The sequence below is a fragment of the Enorma phocaeensis genome (assembly GCF_016901575.1).
GTDB lineage: Bacteria > Actinomycetota > Coriobacteriia > Coriobacteriales > Coriobacteriaceae > Limicola > Limicola phocaeensis_A.
Window position 1 is genome coordinate 169246 of the sequence record NZ_JACJKQ010000002.1, and the last position, 23479, is coordinate 192724.

General features: G+C 66.3%; 18 protein-coding genes and 2 pseudogenes. 12 read left to right on the plus strand and 8 right to left on the minus strand.

The annotated features are described in order from the left end of the window. Positions 1-153: 153 nt before the first annotated feature. Together mnmA and cysK are read right to left on the minus strand one after the other, a co-directional pair. Positions 154-1380, minus strand: a complete 1227-nt coding sequence (mnmA, locus tag H6A15_RS02425) for a tRNA 2-thiouridine(34) synthase MnmA (protein WP_204672104.1) — start codon at positions 1378-1380, stop codon at positions 154-156. Then, positions 1380-2324 carry a cysteine synthase A gene (gene cysK, locus H6A15_RS02430; protein WP_204672105.1) on the minus strand — a complete coding sequence of 315 codons (945 nt, stop codon included), beginning with the start codon at positions 2322-2324 and terminating at the stop codon, positions 1380-1382. Before cysK ends, mnmA begins: the two co-directional genes overlap by 1 nt. Before the next feature lie 190 nt (positions 2325-2514). Here cysK and H6A15_RS02435 point away from each other — a divergent pair, with 190 nt between their 5' ends. Next, complete coding sequence (locus H6A15_RS02435; protein ID WP_342635794.1) at positions 2515-2943, plus strand: Rrf2 family transcriptional regulator; 429 nt, start codon at positions 2515-2517, stop codon at positions 2941-2943. A 68-nt stretch (positions 2944-3011) separates the two neighbouring features. On the opposite strand, the gene H6A15_RS02440 is transcribed toward H6A15_RS02435, so the two are convergent. Beyond that, positions 3012-3377 (minus strand): phage holin family protein, encoded by a 366-nt coding sequence (locus H6A15_RS02440; RefSeq protein ID WP_204672107.1) that lies wholly within the window; start codon positions 3375-3377, stop codon positions 3012-3014. 190 nt (positions 3378-3567) lie between these two features. Between H6A15_RS02440 and H6A15_RS02445 the strand changes: the two genes are divergently transcribed. The 11 genes and pseudogenes from H6A15_RS02445 (at position 3568) to H6A15_RS02495 (ending at position 19601) form a co-directional block, all read left to right on the plus strand. Then, the gene (locus tag H6A15_RS02445; protein WP_204672108.1) at positions 3568-4632 is read left to right on the plus strand and encodes an FAD:protein FMN transferase; all 1065 of its coding nucleotides are present in this window, start codon (positions 3568-3570) and stop codon (positions 4630-4632) included. 249 nt (positions 4633-4881) lie between these two features. Then, entirely contained in the window at positions 4882-5181 is a 300-nt protein-coding gene (locus H6A15_RS02450; protein WP_204672109.1) for a YerC/YecD family TrpR-related protein, read from the plus strand. Between the two features lie 103 nt (positions 5182-5284). Then, positions 5285-5800, plus strand: coding sequence for a GNAT family N-acetyltransferase (locus tag H6A15_RS02455; protein WP_204672110.1), 516 nt, complete (start codon positions 5285-5287; stop codon positions 5798-5800). A 100-nt stretch (positions 5801-5900) separates the two neighbouring features. Then, a complete protein-coding gene (locus H6A15_RS02460; RefSeq protein WP_204672111.1) occupies positions 5901-8927 on the plus strand; it encodes a PD-(D/E)XK nuclease family protein in 3027 nt (1008 codons plus the stop codon). A gap of 2 nt (positions 8928-8929) precedes the next feature. Continuing rightward, positions 8930-12658 carry a UvrD-helicase domain-containing protein gene (locus H6A15_RS02465; RefSeq protein WP_239462290.1) on the plus strand — a complete coding sequence of 1243 codons (3729 nt, stop codon included), beginning with the start codon at positions 8930-8932 and terminating at the stop codon, positions 12656-12658. Positions 12659-12714: 56 nt separating this feature from the next. Then, positions 12715-13269 (plus strand): annotated as a pseudogene (locus tag H6A15_RS02470) (response regulator transcription factor); the annotation flags it as partial. A 20-nt stretch (positions 13270-13289) separates the two neighbouring features. Beyond that, positions 13290-13445 (plus strand): annotated as a pseudogene (locus H6A15_RS10700) (ATP-binding protein); the annotation flags it as partial. A gap of 57 nt (positions 13446-13502) precedes the next feature. After that, positions 13503-14066 carry a DUF3284 domain-containing protein gene (locus H6A15_RS02480; protein ID WP_204672112.1) on the plus strand — a complete coding sequence of 188 codons (564 nt, stop codon included), beginning with the start codon at positions 13503-13505 and terminating at the stop codon, positions 14064-14066. A gap of 87 nt (positions 14067-14153) precedes the next feature. Further along, a complete protein-coding gene (locus H6A15_RS02485; protein WP_204672113.1) occupies positions 14154-14597 on the plus strand; it encodes a DUF3284 domain-containing protein in 444 nt (147 codons plus the stop codon). Positions 14598-14726: 129 nt separating this feature from the next. After that, on the plus strand, positions 14727-18530 hold the full coding sequence (dnaE, locus tag H6A15_RS02490; RefSeq protein WP_204672114.1) for a DNA polymerase III subunit alpha: 3804 nt from the start codon (positions 14727-14729) through the stop codon (positions 18528-18530). A gap of 243 nt (positions 18531-18773) precedes the next feature. Next, entirely contained in the window at positions 18774-19601 is an 828-nt protein-coding gene (locus tag H6A15_RS02495) for a biotin--[acetyl-CoA-carboxylase] ligase (protein WP_204672115.1), read from the plus strand. 565 nt (positions 19602-20166) lie between these two features. On the opposite strand, the gene H6A15_RS02500 is transcribed toward H6A15_RS02495, so the two are convergent. From H6A15_RS02500 to H6A15_RS02520, 5 genes are all read right to left on the minus strand, one after another. Then, on the minus strand, positions 20167-20928 hold the full coding sequence (locus H6A15_RS02500; protein WP_204672116.1) for a hypothetical protein: 762 nt from the start codon (positions 20926-20928) through the stop codon (positions 20167-20169). A 1-nt stretch (position 20929) separates the two neighbouring features. Further along, on the minus strand, positions 20930-21775 hold the full coding sequence (locus H6A15_RS02505; protein ID WP_204672117.1) for an ABC transporter ATP-binding protein: 846 nt from the start codon (positions 21773-21775) through the stop codon (positions 20930-20932). Beyond that, a complete protein-coding gene (locus H6A15_RS02510; RefSeq protein WP_204672118.1) occupies positions 21768-21920 on the minus strand; it encodes a hypothetical protein in 153 nt (50 codons plus the stop codon). The genes H6A15_RS02505 and H6A15_RS02510 overlap by 8 nt, the downstream gene beginning before the upstream one ends. A gap of 2 nt (positions 21921-21922) precedes the next feature. Continuing rightward, entirely contained in the window at positions 21923-22132 is a 210-nt protein-coding gene (locus tag H6A15_RS02515) for a hypothetical protein (RefSeq protein ID WP_204672119.1), read from the minus strand. A gap of 421 nt (positions 22133-22553) precedes the next feature. Beyond that, the gene (locus H6A15_RS02520) at positions 22554-23474 is read right to left on the minus strand and encodes a LytTR family DNA-binding domain-containing protein (RefSeq protein WP_204672120.1); all 921 of its coding nucleotides are present in this window, start codon (positions 23472-23474) and stop codon (positions 22554-22556) included. Between the last annotated feature and the right edge of the window lie 5 nt (positions 23475-23479).

Consider the following 23479-nt stretch of genomic DNA (forward strand, 5'->3'; position numbering starts at 1 on the left):
TCGGCGGCGATGGCATGGCGCTTGGGGCGTCTTTGGTATACGGGCCTCGCATGGCCGTCCCCCCTGGCGGGTTTTCGGCCTTGGCGCGGAACAGCCTTGTCGAGCTGGTCGGAGTTTGGGAGAGGGCGTCTGCGGCGGGTGGGGGCGGCTCCGCTAGTCACGGGGCACGCGGATGACGGTGCCTCCGCCGAGGACGACGTCGTCTTGAAAGACCACGACGGCCTGTCCGGGCGCGATGGCACGCTGGGGTTGCTTGAAGTCGATGCGAATGCATTCGGCGCCATGCTCCGGGCAGCCGGCTGTCCGCCGGATCGGGCTCCCGTGCGCGTCGTCTGCCGCGGGCTCGTCTGCCCGGCTGATGCGTACCGCTTGGTTTGGCTGGTGGTAGCGGATCTGCGCCGTCGCCTCGAAGGGCGTGTCCTGCCGCGCGGCATCGAGGCGCGCCTCCATCTCTGGCCCAGGAGCGCTCCATACCCAGTCTCCGGCAACGAGCGCCGAGGCGAACAGGTCCCGCTCCTCTCCGAGCGTCACCGTGTTCGCCGCCGTGTCGGTGGCGGTCACATAGAGCGGCCGTGCCGCGGCGATGCCGAGGCCCTTGCGCTGGCCGACGGTGTAGCGGACGGCGCCCCTGTGTTTGCCGAGCACGTTGCCCGAGGTGTCAAGCACCTGTCCCGAGGGCAGCTCCTCTCCGCGGAGACGCTCGATGAACGAGGCGAAATCGTTGTTCGGCACGAAGCAGATGCCTTGGCTGTCGCGCTTGCGGGCACAGGAGAAGCCCTGCTGCTCGGCGATGCGGCGCACGTCTCCCTCCTTGGTGAGGCCCCCTAGGGGAAAGATGACGTGCGCGAGGACGTCTTGGGTCAGGCTGTAGAGAAAATAGCTTTGGTCCTTTGAGCCGTCGGTCGCCTTTGCAAGCTCGAAAACGGGTGCGGCCCCCGCGCCTTCGCGCCGCTTCACGCGGGCATAGTGCCCGGTCGCGACGGCGTCGCAGCCCATGCTGCGCGCATGCTCGAGCAGCAGGCCGAACTTGATGCGGCGGTTGCAGATGGTGCAGGGGTTGGGGGTGAGGCCGTGCTCGTAGAACGTCACGAACTCGTCGATCACGTCGCTGCGGAAGCGCTCGCGGCAGTCGAGCACGTGGTGGGGGATGCCGAGGCGCCGGCAGACCTCCTCGGCATCGGCGATGTCCCGCAGGTTGCCGCAGGCCTCTTGCGCCTTTGCGGGGACGGAGGAGGGCGTCGCCCCGCTAACGGCGCCCTCCGCGTCATACAGGCGCATCGTGGCGCCGATGCATTCATAGCCCTCTTGTTGCAGCAGCCAGGCGGCGACGCTCGAATCGACGCCGCCGCTCATGGCGACAAGCACGCGCCTCCGGGGCATTACGCCTCCTCGGAGAACAGGGGAGTGGAGAGGTAGCGCTCTCCGGTGTCCACCAGGAAGGCGACGATGGTCTTGCCCTTGTTCTCGGGTCGGCGCGCGACCTCGATGGCGGCATGAAGGGCCGCGCCCGACGAGATGCCCACCAGCGCTCCCTCGGCGGTGCCCATGCGCCGCGCCGCGGCGTAGGCGTCCTCGTTCGTGACGGTGACGACCTCGTCGTAGATCGAGGTGTCGAGGACCTTGGGCACGAAGCCCGCCCCGATGCCCTGGATGCCGTGCGGCCCGGGAGCCCCGCCGGAGAGCACGGGCGACGCGGCGGGCTCCACCGCGACGACCTGAACGCCGGGCTTGCGTTCCTTGAGGTATGAGCCCACGCCGGTCACGGCGCCCCCGGTGCCCACGCCCGCAACAAAGATGTCGACCTCCCCATCGGTGTCCTCCCAGATCTCGGGACCCGTGGTGGCCTGGTGCGCAGAGGGGTTCGCGGGATTGTCGAACTGTCCCGCGATGATGCTGTTCGGCGTGGTCCGGGCAAGTTCCTCCGCCCGTGCGATGGCGCCGGACATGCCCTCGGAGCCCGGGGTGAGCACAAGCTCGGCGCCGTAGGCGAGCATGAGCTTGCGGCGCTCGACGCTCATGGTCTCGGGCATGACGATCACCGCGCGATATCCGCGCGAGGCGGCGATCGATGCCAGGCCGATGCCGGTGTTGCCCGAGGTGGGCTCGATGATGGTGTAGCCCTCGTGCGGGCGCAGCTTGCCGGCGGCCTCCGCGGCGTCGATCATGGAGCGGGCGATGCGGTCCTTTGCCGAGCCGCCCGGGTTGAAGAGCTCGAGTTTTGCGAGCACCCGGGCCTCCAGCCCCTCTTCGCGCTCGATGTTGGCGAGCTCAAGCAGCGGGGTCTTTCCGATAAGTTGGTCGATGGACGTATAGATCTTGCTCATGGTTCCTCCCTAGCTGCGGGTGGTCGGCAGTATTTTCTTCCCACCGCGCCATGTGGTCAACGCGATGTCCGCAGTATACCCTATCGAAATACTAGGAATTAATTAGCACAAAAAAGCTACCACTTTGCCAGAAACGGACATAACGACGATTTGGCGAGGCATATCTGTTATATTCAAAGATGCAAAGGGGGTGTCAATTTTGCTGGTTTCCACGAAAGGACGGTATGCGCTGAGAGTTCTGGTCGATTTGGCCAGACATCAGGGCGAGGGGCGCGTTCCCCTCAAGGAAGTTGCCGAGCGTCAGGGGATTTCCGAGAAGTACCTAGAGAACATCTTGGCCGTGCTCGTGCGGAGCGACATGCTCTCGGGCATGCGCGGTAAGGGCGGTGGTTACCGGCTTACCCGCGCTCCCGAGTCCTATACGGTCGGAGAGGTGCTGCGCCTCACGGAAGGCACCATCGCCCCGGTCTCATGCCTCGAAAACGGCTGCGAGACCTGCGAGCGCGCGCAGGGCTGCCCCACGCATCCGCTGTGGATGGAGCTCGACCGGCGCATCAGCGGCTATCTGGATAACGTGACGGTGGCAGATCTGTGCCTCGTCGAGGGGAAGCACCTGTAGGCTTCGCTTGGCGGCTCAACATCATCGCTGCGTGAAGGCGGCGGGCCGGACGCATGTCGGGTCCGCCGTCAGTCCTTCGTCACGACTCCCAGGATCGAGCACATGATGCTCACGATGATGCCGCCGAAGAACGCCGACCAGAATCCTTCGATGGCGATGCCGGCGCCCAGGAGGTTGACCGAGAGCCAGCCGGCGAGCTCGAGCATGAAGCTGTTCACCACCAGCTGGAAGATGCCGAGCGTCATGATGGTCACCGGCAGCGAGATGAGCGTCACCAGCGGCTTCACGAGCCAGTTGACAATGCCGAGGAACAATCCGGTGAAGGCGAAGCAAATCCAGGCGTCCATGGGGCCGAAGGGCACGATGCCTGGGACGATGAACGCCGCGACCGAGACGGCGAGCGACGTGACGATCCAGTTCAGCAGAAATCTCATGGGGGACATCCTCCCTCTTCGGCGGCGCCCGCGCGGGGCGCGCTATGATGGCAACGATGCGCGCGAGGCGCGTCGCCCCCCGATTATGCCCTAGATCGGATGATTGGGGACGGGTTCATTTCATCCATTGCATGGCGGGCACACAAAGGGGACGGCGTCCGGCGTTTGCGGGAGGGCTAAGGGAGGATCCATGCGGCAGGCATACACCTATGGCGATGTTCAGACGGCCGAGCCGGTCTCGGGCGTGGACGGCTCGCGCGTCATATCGTTTTTCATTTTCAACACCTGCGTGCATGTCCACGGATATGCAGGCGACGACGAAGACGCCCGCGACCCTGCCGTCGTCGAGCGTCTCGATGGCGCGCTCAGGGGCTTTCGCGACCGCTGCGTGTTCTTCGAGCACGCCTTCTCGCGCACGCGCGAGGACTCCGATATCGCCCGAGCGCATGCGGCGGCTCCCGCGCCGGTGGAGGTGGCGTCCGAGACCGCCGAGCTCGTGACGCTTTCTCTGGGGTATTGCGAGCGGAGCCGCGGACTGTTTGACATCACGATGGGCACGCTCACCAGGCTGTGGGACTTTCATGCCGGTGTGGTGCCAAGCGGGCGCGACCTCGCGTGCGCCCTTCCCCATGTGGGCTATTCCCATATCCATGTGGCCACGTCGGGCGGACGGGCGACCCTCTCCATCGATGACCCGGCGACGGTGCTCGACCTCGGCGGGGTCGCAAAGGGCTATATCGCCGACGACCTGGCGCGGCTTCTCGAGCGGCATGGGGTGAGGCGCTTTGCCATGAACCTGGGCGGCAACGTGCTCGTGCGCGGGGGGCGTCCGGCAGACGAGGCGCGCCGGCCGCCGGTGCGCGCGGGCGCGCCGTGGAACGTGGGCATCGTGAACCCGCGGGACGCCGCGCACAACCGCGCCGTGGTGCGCCTGGCGTCGGGTTCCGTCGTGACGAGCGGCATCCAGGAGCGCCAGTTCACGCGGGGAGGCGTCACCTACCACCACATCTTGGACCCACGCACCGGCATGCCGGCGCGGACCGACGTGGCGAGCGCGACCATCGTCGCCGACCGCTCGATGGATTGCGACGGCTGGTCCACGACGGCGTTCATGCTGGGGGCCCGCGATGCCATCGACTTCATCGAGGGACTCCCCGGTGTGGAAGCCGTCGTCATCGACGACTGCGATCGGGTGAGCTGGACGAGCGGCATCTCCGAGGACCTTTCGATCATTCCGACCTTGCCGCGCCTGTAAGGTCCCCCCGTCGCGGCGAGGTCGCCGCGACGGGGGCGCCTGCGTCCGCGGGCGCCGTTTTCCCTTGCGGAGATTCTTTGTATATGCAAGAAGCGTCGCGCGCCGCCCGAAGAAACCCGTGGCGAGCGTTCGTGTTGTGCTACACTGCACCCGAACCGATTTAGTTCGGTAAAGCATGTATAGATTGCGCTCTATTAGCGTCATGCAAGTATCCTTTATAAACGCTTCGAGGGAATCTGGCGGTCTCTAATGAATATTGATGCGATGTTTGATCGGCCTGACGTTCGTCAGCTCGTCCATGCGTTTTCGCTCTTGGAGACCGAACAGGAAATCGAGGCGTTTTTGACCGATCTCTGCACGCCGCGCGAGGTGTGCGACTTCGCGCAGCGTCTCCAGGTGGCTCGCTATCTGGATGAGGGGGAGCCCTATGTGCAGGTCCAGGCGCAGACCGGCGCCTCGTCCACCACGGTGAGCCGTGTCTCGAAGGCGCTCAACGGCGAGTATGGCGGCTACCGTCGCATGCTCATCAAGCTCGAAGACGGCGAGTAGCCGCGCGGGCGCGGGGAGCGCCACGACGCATGGACTCCTCGCGTCGAGGCGCTACCATAGTCCTCGATAGGCAGGCGAGGCGCCTGCCCGGTGAGGAGGACCCATGTCTGTACGAGCGAGCTTTTCTGCGGTGAAGACGGCTGAGGACCAGCGCGACCTAGCCGGTCTTGCCGAGGGCATCTGGCAGGAGTATTGGCCGGCGCTTATCGGCTCCGAGCAGACCGACTACATGGTCGAGCATTTCCAGTCGTTGGCGGCGATTCGCCGCGACATGGCGGAGCATGGCTACGAGTATTGGTTCGTCTGCGCTCCGGACGGGCGCCGCGTGGGCTATACGGGCGGCCGCGAAGAGCCGGAGACGGGCCGCTTCTTCATATCAAAGATTTATCTGCTCAAAGATGAGCGGGGGCATGGGTTTGCCCGCGCGGCGATCTCCTTTTACGAGGAGCTCTGCCGGTCACGCGGCCTTCGCGCCATGTATCTTACGGTCAATAAGCACAACGAGCTGGGAATTCGCGCCTATACCGGGACCGGCTTTGCCACGGTCGACGCCGTCGAGACGCCGATCGGCGGCGGCTTTGTCATGGACGACTACATCATGGAGAAGCCGGTATCGTAGGGACCCCCGTGCCAACGGGCCCCGGTGTCGTCGTGCAGGGCCCGTTCGTGTCCGCACGGGCGGATAGGATAAGATTCGGATACGACGTGAATGGAGGACCATGGCGATCCGAATCGTAGAGACCGGCTCCGGCGCGGCGCTCGCTGCGTCCGAGCTCGACATCTTGGCCGGCGACGCACAAACGACCACGCTGCTCGTCCCTGCATATGATGCCCGCGAGCGTGCGCGAAGGGAGCTCGCCGACGCCGGCTACGGCATGGGCGTGGACGTGCTCACGCCTTCGTCATGGCTGGAGTCGCTCTGGGAGCTCCTGGGCGACGGCCGGCATATGGTGCGCGCCGTCGAGCGCGAGCTGCTCATCGCCGGGTTGGTGGACGAGGCGCCGGACGGCGGGCTTGCCCCCCTGAAGAAGAATCCCGGCACCGTCCGGATGGTCGCGCGCATGGCGCGAGACCTTGCCCCATGTCTGGACGGCGCGGCGACGGGGGCTTCCCCGGGCGCCGACATGGCGGACGCCTCCTCCGCCGAAGGCGTCGTGGCTCGCATCGTCGGCGCATATCGTGCCCGCCTGCGGGAGCTGTGCCTGGTCGAGGCCTCGGATGCCGCCTGGGCTCTGGCGGCAGGGCTCGCGGCGACGGGGGACGAGCATGTCCCCGCCCGCTTGGAGTCGGTCGTGCTGCGCGACGTCCTCACCCTTCCGGGGTATCTGGTTCGCCTGCTTGCCGCCGTCGCCGAGGCGGGCGAGGTGACGTTTCTCATCGGTCGCGGCCAGGAATCGTTTGCCGACGAGCTCGAGCATGCCTTCTGCGCTCGAGGCTGCGCGGTCGAGCGAGGGGCGATATACCCCGACGGGACGCCGCCCGCGGAGGCGGTCTCGGAGCTGCCCGCGATCTCGTTTCTCGAGGTAGCCGGCCCCCATGCTCGCGCGGAGGCATATGCCCGCGGCATCGCCGAGCTGTTGGAGGGGGTCGCCTCCACGGAGGACGACGTGCCGACCGTGCTCGTCGTCGCCCCGCGGCCACAAGAGTTGTTCGACGAGCTCGCGCCACGCCTTGCCGTTCGCGGCATCGAGAGCGATGTCCGCGGGTTCGTCCGCTTCGCGCAGACGTCGGCAGGCGCGAGCTTCATGGCGCTCTCCGACCTTTCGCGCCGCATGGCGGACGCGGAGGAGGGGCGAGGGAGCACGTCCGAGTGGTGGCCCGCGCCCGAGCTCACCGACTGGCTCTATTCTCCGTTTTCGGGCATCGACGCGGCGCTTGCGCGCGCGTTCGACAAAAAGGTCCGCGGCGACCGCTCCCTGACGCCGGAAGGCGCGATGAGGCAGCTGCAATCGCTGCAAGGCAGGCAGCGCGCGCTTCGGAAGAAGATGGACCTGACGTCTTCGTGGGCGCAGGTCCCGGCGATTTGCGCCGACGTGTTTCAGGCCCTGCGCCAGGGGCGTCCGGTGACGGCGCTCAAGCTGATGCTTGCCCAGGTGGACGCCCTTCCCGCCTCCGCATGGGGCGAGCGGGGCGCACGCGTGCGCGCGTCCGTCGAGCGCGCGGCGCTCACGCGTGCGCTCGAGGTCGTGGGCGAGCTCGCGCATCGCCTCGGCGTGTCTCAGGCGGTTGCCTGCACCGTGCTGGAAGGCATCGCGGTCTCGTCGCCCGTCAGCTGCCTGCCCGAGGGGGCTCCGCGCGCCCGCGTCGAGTTCCAGGCCCTCTCCGACGCCGTCTGGCGTCCTCGGGGGGCGGCGTGCGCCGCGTTCTTTGCCGACGTCGACGTGCAGAGCTATCCGCTCGCGCATGCTGCGGGCCCGCTCGCCACCATGGCGGAGGGGCTTGGCGTGGAGACCGTCTCTATTGAGCCTGCCGCGCTGCTGCGCGTGCGCGGCGAGCGCGTGCTCAGGGCCGTCGACGCGGCAACGCTCGCCCGGGTCACGCACGACCGCCAGGCGAAGGACCGCTACCCGGCGGCCCTGTGGACCGAGATAGCGGCGCGCGCGGTCGACGGCGCGCCGAAGCGTTTTGAGGGCGAGGGCGATATCGTCCGCGACCTCGACGACGCGGGCGCCGAAGGGCTGGTCCGCCTCCGCGTGGCGTGCGAGCCTCCTCAACGCCTCAGCGCGCGGGCGGTTCCCTATCTCGTTCTCAAGCGCCTCGACTGCGGCCCGGACGGTGCGGAGCGCTTGGTTCCCCGCCAGTTCTCGGCGTCGCAGATCGAAAGCTATGCGACCTGCCCGCTCTGCTGGTTCATGTCATCGCGCGTGCGCCCCCAGACGCTTGACGCGGGTTTCGGAAATATGGAGAAGGGTAATTTCGTACACGACGTGCTGTATCGCCTCCATACGCTGCTTGCCGACCGGGGCGTCGCGCGCGTGACACCCGAGAACCTCGACGCCTGCCTCGAGGCGCTCGATGACGTCTTCGCGGCGGTCCGCTCGGAGCACAGGCAGAACAAGACTTCCAGCTCCGCGGCGCTGACCCCGCAGTCTGCGGTCGAGGAGGCGCAGGTCGAAGAGATTCTGCCCCTGCTCAAAGGCGTCATTCGCCTGGAGGCGCAGGCGCTCTCGCCGTTTGCGCCGACATATCTGGAATATGCGTTCAACGATCTGGGCGTCTCCTATGCCGGCATGCCGCTCGGCGGCCGCATCGACCGCGTCGACGTGGACGCCGAGGGCCGCGCCGTGGTGATCGACTACAAGCACCGTACCGGTGCGCGCCAGTTTGCGCTGCAGGACCCCACGCTGCCTGCGCGCGACGGCACCGTTTCCGCCGACGATCCGCGGTGGCTGCCGGAGCACACGCAGACGCTCATCTATGCCCAGGCGCTGCGGCGCGCCCTCGGTCTCGACGTCCGTGCGGCGCTCTATCTCGTCACCAAGGAGCACCCTTCCAAGCTTGTGGGGGCGGCGTCCGAGGAGCTGGTGGAGCAGGAGCGGGGGGACGGCCGCATCCCCGGCCTTCGCCACGGCTTTCCCGATGCCGAGGGAGGCTCCATGTCGTTTGACGAGCTGCTCGACCGCGTGGAGCGCGGCATCGCCGACCGCTTCGGCGAACTCGAGCGCGGCGTCGTCTCCGCCGCGGCGGACGCCGCCGATCGCTGCACGTTCAACCATCCGTTCGGATTCTCCAGAAGGGACGCCTAGCCATGGCGATCGACCTCAGCACACTCATGCCCCAGCAGCTCGAGATCGTGAAGACGCTCGACGGCCCCCTGTTCGTCTCTGCGGGCGCCGGCTCCGGCAAGACGTTTACGCTCACGCAGCGCATCCTGTGGGCCTTGAGTCCGGAGTCCGGGCCCTATGTTGACCATCTGGACCAGGTGCTGGCCATCACGTTCACCAAGGATGCGGCTGCCGAGATACGCGAGCGGGTGCGCGGCGCGCTCATCAAGGCGGGCATGGAGGACGAGGCCCTGCGCGTCGACGACGCCTGGATCTCGACCATCCACGGCATGTGTTCCCGCATGCTGCGCGCCCACGCACTCGAGCTCGGACTGGACCCCGAGTTCTCCGTCTTGGGCGACCCCGACGAGCTCATGGGGCAGGCGGTCGAGCGCGTGCTCGCGCGCATGCAGGAGGAGGGCGCCCTCGCGCCCCGCCGCGGCATCCTCGGATGGTTCGCGCTCCGCGGCGAGACGCGCCCCGGCGGCGGCGAGGCGGGGACGAGCGTCGTGGGCATCGTGCGGCGCCTGCTCGAGCTCTCGTGCTCGCTGCCTCGCGGCATGGAGGACGTGCATGTCGCGCGCGGGTTCGTCGACTTCTCGGGTTTGGCCGACGCATGCCGCGCCTATTTGGCGGACGTCTCGAGCGCAAAGAGCAAGGGCGCCCAGAAGGCGCTTGCCCTCCTCGAACGCGTGGAGGCGATCGACGCGTCTGCCGCGACGCTGCCGGAGGTCGTCGATCTTCTCATGAATCTCGACGTTCCCGCCGCGAGCGGGAATGCCAAGGCGGCGGCAGCGCTCATCAAGGCCGAGGCCGCCGAGGCCTTGGCGAACGCCTATGTGGCACTCGGCTCTGGCGATTTGGACGAGCTGCTGCTCTTCGCCCGCAACGTCGAGGCGGAGTATCGGAGCCTCAAGGCCGAGCAGTCGCTGCTCGACAACGACGACCTGTTGCGCCTGGCGTATGACGCGCTGCGCGACCACGAGTCGGTCCGCGCGGCCTATGCGGGCATGTTCAAGCTGGTCATGATTGACGAGTTTCAGGATACCGCCCAGCAGCAGGTGGACCTCATCGACCTGCTGGCGGGCGAGGGGGGCGTGCACCTGTGCACCGTGGGCGACGCGCAGCAGTCCATCTATCGCTTCCGCGGCGCCGACGTGGAGGTCTTTCGGCGCAAGGAGCGCGAGATCTCCCAGGCGTCCCAGGGGGAGGGGAGTGGTGCGGGGGGCCGCATCGTGCGCCTGGTCAAGAATTTCCGCAGCCATGCCGACATCCTCGACTACGTCGCGCAGGTCTTCGACGACGGGCGCGGCGGCATCATGAGGGATTTTCTCGACCTGGTGCCCAACGACGGCCGCGCCGACGGGCTTTTGGTCCGGGGGGCGTCGCGCAGGCAGGCGGTCTTCGTCGCCGCGAAGCGCACCGAGGACATCCGTCCGGCGCTTGCGGCGTCCATCGCCCGGCGCTTCCGTGCGCTCGCAGATGCCGGCCAGCCGGCGGGCGGCATGGTCCTTTTGCTGGGAGGCATGACCCACGCCGACACCTATGCCGACGCCATCAGGGCGGAGGGCCTCGACTGCGTCATCGCGGGCGGTTCGGTGTTCTCGCAGGCGCCCGAGGTCGCCGCGGTGCGCGCGCTCGCCTGCTCGCTCGCCAACCCCGTTGATACCGCCCAGGGCCTGGCGCCGCTCCTGCAGTCTCCCATGTTCGCCCTCGGCGCCCAAGAGTTCCTGGCGCTTGCCACGGCATGGGATCCCGCCACGGGCGAGACGCGCCGCCGCAACCTCGATGTCGGCATCGCCTCGGACGAGGACGCCCCGGGGCTTGACGGGCTCGAGCTCGTGGCGCGCGCCCGTGCCGTCTTGCGGCGCGCCTTCGCGCGCGTGGGGCGCGACCCTGTTGCCCGCATCGCCCGCGACGTGGTGAACGAGTCCGGCTGGTTCGTGCGGCTTGCGGACCGCGGCCCCGAGGGCAAGGCGGTCGCCGCGAACGTGCTCAAGGCGCTGGACGCCCTGGGCGAGGCGGAGGCGGAGCTCGGATGCGCCCCGCGACGCATCGCGCTTGCCTTCGACCGCTTCTTGGCGGGCAAGGAGGCACCGGGCGCCCTGAACGAGGAGGGCGGCGACGCGGTGCGCATCATGACCGTGCATGCCTCGAAGGGCCTCGAGTTTCCCGTCGTCGCCGTCGCGGAGTGCTTCTCGGTGCGGGGCGACTCCTCAAGGTTTCGCGTGCGACGCTTCAGCGACCGCGTGGACGCCGCGCTGCTGCCGTCGCGGTTCCCCTCGTTTGGCCTTCCGGACGGCTCCTCCGTTTCGGGAGACGATGTCGAAAAGCAGTTCAAGAAGGTCTTGAAGTGGCTTGACGGCGACCTTGCAGAGGAGGTGTGCGCCACCGGCTCGGTGGCAGGGGCGTTTATCGGCATGGGCGCCGAAAACCTGGACCTCGAGCTTGCCGAGCGGGCGCGTCTGCTCTATGTCGCCATGACGCGCGCACGCGAGCTCTTGATACTTGCCATGGGAGAGAAGATCGGGTCCGAGAACAAGGTCCCGACGCTCAAGTTCGACGAGACGACCGACTTGACCGGCCGCGTGCTCGAGCGCATCCTTCCCGGGTGGCCATCGCTTGCAGCTGATCGCCTCTATTGCGAAGGGTCCCAGGCGGGTGACTTCGAGTTTCTCCCGCTCGACGGGTTCACCTTCGCGGGCGTGCCTTACGAGGGCGTCGAGAAGCCAGGGGCCGCAGGCGGGCATGACGGCCCGACGTCGGGCTCCGATGCTGCAGGCGGCTTGCCGGATGACGACGGCCCCATGGACACCTTCACGTTGGTTGAGCCCGCCCGCGCGCCCGTGCGGACGGTGCCGGCGGCAAAGCCTCCGCGCGTCTCGTACAGCTACACCTCGATGGCCGCGGCGCTCCACGGGGAGGGCGAGGACCGCGTCGGCGGGCTGTCCGACCGCGAGATGCCCGGCCGGCCCGCGACGGATGCTGCCGAGATGGCGCTCGAGGAGGATGCCGCCCCGCTCGTCCCGTCTTCCGATGCGCAGGAGGCCTCTCCGCGGCCGCCGGTGTTCGAGGTCGTTGCTGCTGCCGTGGACGGCGAGGCCGGGGACGATGACGCCCCGGACGCCCCCGGACGCCCGGCTGGCAGCGCCTCCGAAGGCTCCTCCGAGCCCTCCGGCGGCGCTGTCGAGGATCCCACGGCGCTCGGCTCCGCCTTCCACGCGGCGGCGCAGTGGCTCATCGAGACCCGTCGAGATTTCGTGCCGGCGGCGCGCATCGATGCGCTTTGCGCGTACTGGGGCGTCTCCGATGCCCAGCGGGCGCGGCTCGAGTCGGCGCTGGGCCGATGGGAGGGCTCCGCGGTGCGGCGCGAGGTCATGGGGTGGCCTCTCGTGCAGGCAGAGGTGCCGTTTTTCTGCGAGGGCATGGACGAGGCGCGCGAGCGGTTTGGACCCTATGTCGAAGGCTCGATCGACGTCCTGTGCCGCGACCCCGCGCGTCCTGGGGAGGCCCTTGTCGTCGACTATAAGACGGGCGGCTCCGCATCCGAGACGGTAGAGGAGCTCCAGGCAAAGCACGAGCTCCAGGCGCGCGTCTACGCGGACGCCCTCCACCGTGCGGGGTTTGCCGACGTGACGCTCAAGTTCGTGCGCGTGGAGATCGAAGACCCGTCCCGTCCCGGAGAGCCCCAGGTGGTCACCTATCGGCTCTAGCTCGGGGGTGTCGCCGCCATGCGCGCGGCGGGCGCAGACGCGGCGGCGCTGAGCGCATGGCGCTGGCCCGCACGTCGTTCGACCTGGTGGTGCTCGACATCATGATGCCCGGCATGGACGGCTACGAGGTGTGCCGGCGCATCCGCCAGACGTCCGATGTCCCGGTATTGTTCTTGTCGGCGAAAAACGAGGAGCTCGACCAGGTTCGCGGGTTCGCCATCGGCGCGGACGACTACGTTACCAAGCCGTTCAAGGCGCGCGAGCTCGTGGCGCGCATCAAGGCGCGCGTGAGGCGAGACCGCCGCGCGAACGTGGCCGCGCAGCCCCGTGAGATCTTGAGCTCTGCAGGGCTCAAGCTGGACGTTTCGGCGCACGAGGCGACCTTGAACGGGGAGCCGGTTTCGCTCACGCCGACGGAATTCGGGCTGCTGGTAGAGCTGATGCGCGCCGGCGACGCCCCGGTCTCTGCGCAAGAGCTCTATGAGAGCGTGTGGCATGAGGTCTATAACGCCTCCTCGCGCAATTCCGTCATGGTCTGCATACGTCATCTTCGCAAGAAGCTCGCGCAGATCGATTCGTCGCGCCCCTTTATCGACACGGTGTGGGGCGTCGGGTATCGCATGAGGCAGGCGGCGGCGCGGGGCTCGGACTTGCCATCGCGCGAGAAATCATGCGTGCGCACGGCGGCGACATCGCGGCGCACAGCGAGGCGGGCCTTACCACCTTCGTGCTTACGGTGCCCGCGCCCTCCGCGTTCCAGACGGCGTCGTTCGCGGACGAGAGGTGACCCGTCGCGCGAAATGGGGTATACCATACTGCATTAGGTTTCGTCCGAGGGAGTACCATGGAGATCACGCAGCATCTGGACGTCACGCCCGAGGAGTTCTTCGATCTTCTGGAGCGCAACGTCCTGAAAGATATCGAGGATGCCACGGGCAAGGTCATTTCTGCGAGCAAGATTCACGGGCACCGCTATACGAAGGTGGTTCGCCAGGGCAGGCTCAAATCCGAGATGAAGGTGCGCATCAAGAGCTACCAGCCGCCCGAGCGCTACACGGTCAAGTTCAGCGCCCCGCAGGGCGAGACCTTGATCAGCTACCAGGCTGCTCCCGCGGAGGGTGGCGGCACCGACGTCACCTACATCGAGGAGTTCTCGCCCAAAGATCCGGGCTTCGGCCTCAACCGCAAGATCAACCAGATGCGCTACAACTTCAAGGTCCGCGAGCGCGCCAAGCGCACCCTGCCTGCCATGGAGAAGTACATCAAGCAGGAGCGAAGGCTGAAAGAGGAGGGGGTCGACCCCACGGGCGAGGCGGACGGCCCGTCCCCGGATGCGCCCGCGGCAGATGCCGCGCCTCAGGCGGCCGAGAACGCCCCCGGCTCTCACGATTCTGCCGACAAGGCATAGCGCGAGCTCAAGCAGCGCGACGTCTGAGCGATGGCGGGGCGCCGAGAGGCTGCGTCCCGCCTTGTATGTGGTTCCCTGGGAGGGCATGTGGAGTACGCACGGCATCTCGACGCGACCGTCGAGGAGTTTTTTGATGAGATGGCGCGCACCGTGAAGCGCAGCATCCAGCACGAGACGGGCAAGGAGGTTCCGACCTCGCGTCTTGACGGGTATCGCTACGCCCGCACCGAGCAGGATGGCAGGAAGCTCGTCCGGGGCAAGACGCGCGTCGGCTTCAAGCCGCCCCGCACCATCGAGCTCAAGCATACGTGGCCGGAAGGCGTGAAGACCATCAGATATGTCGTGGAGCCCGCGGACGAGGGCGGCATCGAGGTGACCTTCTGCGAGAGCTTCCGCCCCAAGGACAAGACGAGAGGCGTGCTCTCCGGCCTGTCGGACCGCGTCTACGAATGGGACATGAAGCGCAACGCGAAGAAGGCCCTGCGCTCCATCGAGCGCAACATCCAGATCTCGCGCGGACGCATCTCGTAGGACGCAGGCTCGCATCGCCCCACGATCGCTCTGGAGGTGTTGCGCTCATGGCGGCGGGGCGGCGGAGTGTCCGCGCCCTGGGGTAAAATGCTTGCCAGCAAACAGCGTCTGGCAAGGAGCGTCTCGCCCATGGCTTTCGTACACCTGCACAACCACTCTGAATATTCCATGCTTGACGGTGCGACCCGCGTCTCCGATATGGTGAAGCGCGCCGTCGAGCTGGGCATGCCCGCGGTGGCGCTCACCGACCACGGCTACATGTACGGCATCCCCGAGCTCGGTCTTGCCTGCGATGCCGTGAACCATGGCACGCCCGAATACAAGACCTGGAGCCACGACAAGAGCTTTCTCGAGAAAGGCCGCGCCGACGAGATCGAAGAGCCCGATGCCGAGCGTGACCCGCGCGCCCATGCCCAGTGGGGGCGCGACATGGCGGCATGGGAGGCGACGGGCTCGCTCGATTCCACCAAGCCGCCCGCGGTCATCAAGCCCATCTTTGGATGCGAGGTCTACTTCACTCCCGACGAGACCCTCGCGCGCGACCGCAAGCCGGAGCTCTACCACCTCATCCTCATCGCCAAGAACGAGACCGGCTACGTGAACCTCATGAAAGTGGTCTCGGACGCCGCGGTGAACGGCTTCTACTACAAGCCGCGCGTGACGCTCCCCAGCCTTCGAGAGCATGCCGAGGGCATCATCTGCTGCTCCGCGTGCCTCTCGGGCATCATCCCGCGCTATATCGACCATGGCGACATGGCGGGCGCCATCAGGTGGGCCGAGACCTTCCGCGATACCTTCGCCCCGGGCGACTTCTATATCGAGATCCAGGAGCACGGCCTCACCACCGACAGCGGCCTTACCGACGAGGAGCTCGACCGCAAGCTCATCGACATCGCCCGACAGATCGGCGTGAAGGTCATCGCCACCAACGACTTCCACTACCTCACCCGCGCCGACGCGCCGGTGCAGGACATCATGATGTGCATCGGCACGAACTCAAAGATGGACGATCCCAACCGCATCCGCATGACGGGCTCGGAGTTCTACATGAAGACCGAGGAAGAGATGCGGTCGATGTTTCCGTATTGCCCGGAGGCCTGCGACAACACCCTCGAGATCGCCGAGAAGTGCGACGTCGAGCTTGAATGGGGAAAGATCATCCTGCCCCGCTACCCCCTGCTCGACGAGGGGGAGACCCATGAGAGCCAGTTCCGTCGCGAATGCGAGGAGGGCCTGGCAAAGCGCTACGGCGACGACTGGGAGACCCGCACCATCAACGGCGTGTCCATCAAGGAGCGCTTCGAGTTCGAATACAAGGTCATTTGCGACAAGGGATTTGCCGCATACTTCCTGATCGTCGCCGAGTATGTGCGTTGGGCGAAGCAGCACGGCATCGGCGTCGGTCCCGGCCGTGGCTCGGCTGCCGGCGCCATCGTCGCCTATGCCATGGACATCACCACCTTCGACCCCCTCGAGAACGGCCTCATGTTCGAGCGATTCCTGTCGCCCGAGCGCTCCGAGATGCCCGATATCGACATGGACTTCGACGATGAGCGAAGGCTCGAGGTGATCGAGCACGTTCGTCAGCTCTACGGCGCCGAGAAGGTCACGCACGTCATCACCTACTCGACCATCAAGGCCAAGCAGGCCATCAACGACGCCGCGCGCGTGCTGGACTACCCGGTCTATATGGGGCAGCGCCTCTCGAAGATGATTTCTTCGGACCCGAAGGTGAAGCTCAAGCAGGTGCTCGAGCAGGTGCCGGGCAAGGAGGAGAACTACAACCCCGATTTTGCCGAGGCATACCGCACCGACGACGACTCTCGTCGCATCATCGACGCCGCCCTGTCGATCGAGGGCCTCACGCGCGGCGAGGGCGTGCATGCCTGCGCCGTGCTCATCTGCCGCGACCCGGTCAACGAGCACGTGCCCACCAAGCTCGACACCAAGGGCGGCGTCGAGATCACCCAGTACGAAGGCCATACCGTAGCGGACATGGGCCTGCTCAAGATGGACTTCCTGGGCCTGCGCACCCTGACCGTCATCTCGAAGGCGAAGGCGAACATCAAGGCCAACCACGGCATCGATATCGATGTGGACAAGATTCCCTTCGACGACCCGGAGATCTTCAAGCTCATGCAGGCCGGCCATACGGCGGGCGTGTTCCAGATCGAGTCCGCGGGCATGACGGCGACCATCAAGAACATGAAGCCCACCGAGTACAAGCACGTGGTCGCTCTGATCGCGCTGTACCGCCCCGGCCCCTTGGGCGCCGGCATGGTTGCAAGCTATATCAACCGCATGAACGGCAAGGAGCCCGCCGTCTCCTACGACCCGCGCCTGGACGACATCCTGGGCGAGACCTACGGCACCATGGTCTACCAGGAGCAGGTCATGCTCATCTCGGTCGAGATGTGCGGCTTCTCCAAGGGCGAGAGCGACTCCAGGATTCGCAAGCCCGTGGCGAAAAAGAAGATCAAGATGCTCACCGAGCAGGTCTTCAACTGGTCGGACGGCGAGGACGAGACCATCTACGACCACTGGATGAACGGGGCCGAGAAGAACGGCTATTCGCGCGAGACCGCCCAGCGCATCTGGGACGACGTTCTCGAGTTTGCGTCCTACGCATTCAACAAGTCGCACTCCGCCGGCTACGCCATCCTCGTCATGCAGACCGCCTGGCTGAAGGCGCACTATCCGCACGAGTACATGGCGGCCGTGCTCACCTCCTATACCGGCAAGACCGAGAAGATCACGCACTACGTCTCCGCCTGCCGCCACGACGGCATCCCCGTCCTCCCGCCAGACGTGAACGAGTCGGGTCGAGAGTTCACGGCGACCGCCGAGGGCGTGCGCTTCGGACTCGCGGGCATCCGCGGCGTGGGCGAGGGCGTGGCCGACGCCATCATCGCCGAGCGCGAGCACGGCGGCCCCTTCAAGAACCTGCACGACTTCGTCGACCGCGTCGACTCCAGCCAGGCGAACCGCCGCGTCATCGAGGCCCTCATCAAGGCAGGCGCCTTCGACTCAACGGGCTATCCGCGCCGCCAGCTCATGGGCTTCGTGGACAAGAACAACCCCGAGAACATCATCGACGCCGCAGCCAAGCGCCAGAAGGACCGCGCGAGCGGCCAGACCTCGTTCTTCGACATCTTCGGCGACGTGGCGGGCTCGGGCTTCGAGGTCGTGGTGCCCGAGCCGGACGGCCAGGAGTGGGACCGCCACATGAAGCTCTCGGCAGAGCGCGACGTCTTGGGCATCTACGTCTCCGACCATCCGCTGCGCCCCTATGAATATGCGCTCGGCAAGGCGCGCGAGTTCGCGCTCTCCCAGATCGATACGGGCTATGAGGTCATGGTGCCGGGCGGCGGGACCCAGAACCAGGCGATTCCCGAGAACAAGCCGTTCTGGTTTGCCGGCATGGTCGCCGAGGTCTCCAAGCGCGTCACCAAAAATGGCGACCCCATGGCCATCGTGCGCCTTGAGGACATGGAGGGCGAGGCTACGGTCGTCATCTTCCCGAAGGTCTACAAGAGCTGCGAGAACTTCCTCTACGGCGAGACCGACCCCGAGACCGGCGCGGTGCTTTCCGACGCGTTCATCCGCGTGCGCGGCAAGGTCGAGCGCTCGGACCGCGGCGACCAGATCATCGCCCAGGAGGTGGTCGCCCTCGAGCTTTCAGAGGAGAACAACCGCCCCAAGGTGTTCGAGATCATGATCCCGAGCTCTCGGTTCTCGCAGGGCAACATGGCGCGCCTCGCGACGGTGCTCTCCACGAATCCCGGCGGCGACCGGGTCGAGCTCTTTATCGAACAGGGCGACGGCCAGACCATGCGCGCCGAGATTCCCGCCCGGGTGAACGCCCGCTCCGTTCCGCTCATCGCCGAGACCAAGGCGATCGTGGGCAACAAAGGCAGGGTCACCGTCATCTAGCCCTATCCCGCATGCTGCATGCGCGGGCCGGCCCTTGTGCCGGCCCGTTTGCTTTGTGCCTCCGGCGCCGTCATGGCTCCCGCGTCAGGTCGCCGCCGCCTCTTGCCGCGCCCGTCCTGCACCCTGCCTATCCTTGTGCGCCGCTCGCCGGAAGGGGGTGAGTCGCCCGGATGCACGGGGGTACAATGCGCGGTATATCGTCAACATGATGCCACCCAATGGTGGAGAACGGAGAGGGTAGCCATGGCAGCGCTCGAGCTAGATGCGTTGGGCAGGATCGAGGTTCTTGACGAGGTCGGGTCTACCAATGACGAGCTCATGGCCCGCGCGCGTGCCGGGGCCCCGCACGGCGCCGCCTTGCGTGCGCGCTCCCAGAGCTCGGGCAAGGGGCGGCGCGCCCATCTATGGTCCTCTCCGGCAGGCGGCCTGTACATGTCGGTGCTCGTGGTGCCCGAGGTCCCTGACCGCCTGCTGCCCGGGCTTCCCGTCGCGTGCGGCCTCGGCGTGGTCCAGACCCTGTATCACCTGGGGTGCAAGAGCGCGCGCCTCAAGTGGCCCAACGACATCGTCGTCGACGAAGGCAAGCTGGGCGGCATCCTCGTCGAGGTGAGCCGTTCGTCAGGCCGAACGGTCGCGGTGTGCGGGTTCGGCATCAATTTCCGCACGCCCCATGTCGAACATCCCACGGACGGCTCGCTGCCGGTCGTGGGCCTCATGCGCTGTCTGCCGAGCGGTGCGATGCTTCCCGAAATCGATGAGCTCGCCGAGCTGCTGCGCGAAGGGGTCCTCCTGTCTGTCGAGGAATGGACGGACCGTGCGCTTGCAGCGGGCAGCAACGCCGTCCCGCTCACGGGCATCATCGACAACTACCATCAGTTCCTGGCATATATCGAGGAGCCGGTGGACGTCTTCTCGCCCGAGGGGTCCGACTACGACATCCGCGAGTCGGGCGTGCTGCGTGGCGTAGACGGCTGGGGGCGTGCGCGCGTCGAGACCGAGCCGGGCAAGATCGAATACTTCGACGCCTCGCAGGTCTCCATCCGCCCGCACAAGGGGGACGAATCCCGCTAGCGGACCTGTCGGACCGCTCGTGCAGGCATGGTCGCGTCAAGATGGAAGCGGCCGGGCCCCATGGGGACCCGGCCGTTCGTCGTAGACGCATGCTTTGTTATCCGAACAGCATGTTGGCAAGCGCTGTGCCGTTGTAGCCCAGGAATGCCCCGATGGCGGCGGCGATGAGCATGAAGCATATGGAGCGGATGACCTTCATCCACAGAGGAATCATGCGCTCGCGACGCCCGCGCTCGGTGCCGCGGTCAACCGGCTTGCCGCTCCAGAAATCGCAGACCTCGCTATGGGCTACCAGGCCGTGCTCTTTCTCATGCCTGCCTGTGCGCGGTGCTCCTTGATGCGCTTCCCGATTTCCATCGCGTGCGGTGCTCCCTTCGGTCGATCGACGCCACCCCTGTCGAGATGCACCATGACATGACGCGGAAAAGCGTACCCTCAAATGGTCCCGACAACGTCACGGCTGGAGCGAAATGGCTCCGTCAAATGTTCTTTACGTAAACTGTGAGCTGCGAAAACAATGAGGGCCGCACGGGCGGGCCGCACGTTGGCCCAAGGTGGGCGACCGCTAGTTGTCTCTTGCCACGCGCTTGAAGAGGGCCGCGAACAGGATGCAGCTCGCGGCGATCCATGCGGCGGTCACGGCGAGCGGGGAGAGGGCCTCGGAGGATATCAGCGTTCCGTCGACCGCCATGCCCATGAGGTCGTAAATGCCGCCGAGGGGCGTGAGGCTTGCGATCCGGGCGAGGTTCTCGTCTGCCATGCCAAACAAGGGTACGAGCGCCACCAGCAGCACGGGCACGCTGTAGAAGCCTGCGGTCATCTGGTCGCGGCAGGCAAGTCCCAAGACCAGCGAGACGAGCACCACGGGAATCGACCCGACAAGCCCCAGCGCCATGTAGGAGCCGAGCCATGAAACGTCTCCGCCGGCGATAAAGAAGCAGGCGAGGTTGTCCACGGAAATCGCAAGCAGGGCGAGCAGGGTTTTTGAGGCGGCGACCTCGCCCGCTCCCACGTTGGCGAGCATGAGGGTCCGGAGGGTGTGCTTCTCTTTTTCTTCGGCGATGCCATAGATCTCGATCATCGAGCCGACCATGCCGATCGTCATGCAGAGGGCCGATCCCAACGTGAATTTTATGATCTCTTGTCCCGCAAGGGCGGCCTGCCGGGCGTCGAGGCCGGCGTCTGCGGTGACATCGCCGATGACGATGCGGTAGAGCAGCATGAAGCCGATGGGCATGAGGCACACCACGGACATGGCGGGGTTCTTTACCAGGTCGACAAGGTCCTTCTGAAGGAGCGCGCCTATCTTGCGCAGCGATGCGTTCATGTTAAAACTCCCGTCCGGTCAGCTCGAGGAAGACCTCCTCGAGGTTGGGCTCGTCAGAGTGGATGGAGAGGCATTCGCCCGCTGTTAGCAGGTCGCCAACGAGCTCGGCAGCGGCGGCATCTTTTGTGGTCTCGACAACTCCGCGGGTGCGCGTCTCGATCACCAGCCGATTGCGGGCGAACTTGAGTGTAAGGGATTTGGGCCGGTCGCATGCGACGATCGCCCCGTCGTTTAGGATCGCGACCCGGTCGCAGACGCCCGTCGCCTCTGTCATGTCATGTGTGGTGAGAAAGATCGTGGTTCCCGCGCGCCTGAGCTCCGCAAGCATTCGATGCACCTCGGTTCGTGCGGCTGGGTCCAGCCCGCTGGTGGGCTCGTCCAAGAAAAGAAGCTCCGGGCTATGGATGAGCGCCGCCAGCAGCGCCGCACGCTGGCGCATACCTTTAGAGCAGTTCTTTACAAGGGTCTTTCGGTCATGTGCGAGATTCATGCGCTCGAGGAGCCTGCCGATGTCGCCCGCACCGCGCCCGCGCAGCCGCGCGTAGAAGCGCAGGTTCTCCTCGATAGACATGCGGTCATACAGGGCGCTCGTGTCGGAGAGGATGCCGATGCGGTCGTAGTCGGCGTCGCTGGCGTTCTCGATCGGCCGCCCAAACAGCATGATGCGCCCCGCGTCGCGTACGAGCTGGCGGGTAAGCAGCTTGATGGTGGTGGTTTTTCCGGCACCGGAGGGTCCCAGAAAACCGAAGCACTCGCCTCGCGAGACGGAGAAGGTGAGGCCATCGAGTACGCGCTTTGTTCCAAAGGAAAGCGTCACGCCTTCCATGGAAAGGATGGTGCTAGGCATCGCGTCCCTCCGAATCCTGGTCGTGGATCGTTTTCTTCGACGTGCGTCGGCGTTGCTGACTTTTCTTCTTGCCGCCCTCGTGTGAAAAGACGCCGGCGGCGAAGCAGCATGCGATGATGATCGCTCCCATGAGTGTGGGCTCCATGGCTAGCGCACCTCCTCGCGCTGCGCGTCGCGCGCGGCCTCGAGGGTTTTGACGCGGCGGTCGAGTCTTGCCGCCTGGTAGCCAAGCCCCATGGCAAGCAGGACGGTCGAGACGGCAAGCACGAATACGAGGACAGAGAGCTGCTCGAGGCTGAGCGGGGCGTTGGGGCCGAGGATGTCGGTGACGATCTCGGCGATGTGCTGTTCGGTCATGGCGTTCCTTTCTGTGGGCGGCGACCTCGCCGCCGGCGTTTCGGCACACCTGCATCATTGTCGAGAAGCACCTTGTGTACCAGGTGTTTTGTCTATCAGGAGCGGCGATGCCGACGAAAGGAGCAATAGGGGTGACGACAGGAGCAGCCGAATCTCCCGGAGGCGGATCGGTATGGGCGCCCACGCCCGTGTCCGATGCCCGTCTCCGCTTCGGTTCCTCCATCCTCATGAGAAAAAGCGTGTCACAACTGACACGAACCCCTCGAATGGGGCGCCCTCATGTCAGTTGTGACACGCTTTTGGGGCGGCGCGGTGCTGGCGGGGTCTTGTGGCCGCCTCGGCTTTCCCCCGGGGGATGCCGGGGCGTCTTGAAACCCCCCTGAGGGGCCTCCAACGCGACCTGCCTGGCCGCCGCTGCGCGTCACTTCCAGCCGTAGCGGGAGCGCATCTCTTCGGCACGCCCCTTCGCGAGCGGGATCGAGGTCTGCGCGGCGTCCGAGAGCGTGAGGTTAAAGCTGTTGCGGGTAAAGCGCTCGACCTTCGCCACTTTCTGGACGTTCACGATGTATGACCGGTGGCAGCGGAAGAAGCCGAAGCGCTCAAGCTCGTCGGCGAGCTCGTCGAGCGTCATCTGAACGGGATAGAGCTCGCCGCGCACCGAGGCGAAGTTCTGGCGATTTACGCTTTCGATGAAGTCGACCTCGCGCGGATCGAACAGCAGCGTGGCGTCGCCCGAGCGCGCGGGGACCTTGAACACATGGACCTCGTCTCCGGCATACTCAACGTCTTCGGGGGAGTCGCCCAGCGCGGTCTTTGCCGGCAGATAGCGGCCGTCCTCCTCGTAGAAGGCGGTTCCCGGCATGAGCAGCGCCTCGCGCAGCGGCTCGCCGCAGGTTATGACGGTGCCTCCGGCCTCTACCACCTGGCCGATCCATGTAAGGACGACGGTGCGGGCGGTGGGGGTGACGTCGGCAAGGGGGCGCTCGCAAAAGACCACCTCGGGCTCAAACAGGCTCATGCGGGCGAAGTTGGTGATGGCGCGCTGCTCGGGAGTGAGCTTTTTGAGCTGCTTGCTCGCGATGTGTTCCAGACCGAAATGCGCGATGGCGTCGCGTGCCGAGACGCTTCCGCCCGCGATGCGCGAGAAAAACGAGAGGTATGACCGGACGCTGTCGCGGTCGAAGCCCTTGTCTGTCTCCAGGAAGAACGCGCAGCGTCGGCCTGCATAGCGCTCATGGACATGGCGGACGGCGCGGTCGACCGCCTCGCGCCCGCACTCGATGTGTACGCTCGCGCCTTCTTCGCGGTCCAGCAACTCTTCGATGGAGTCGTATCCAGCCATGTCTC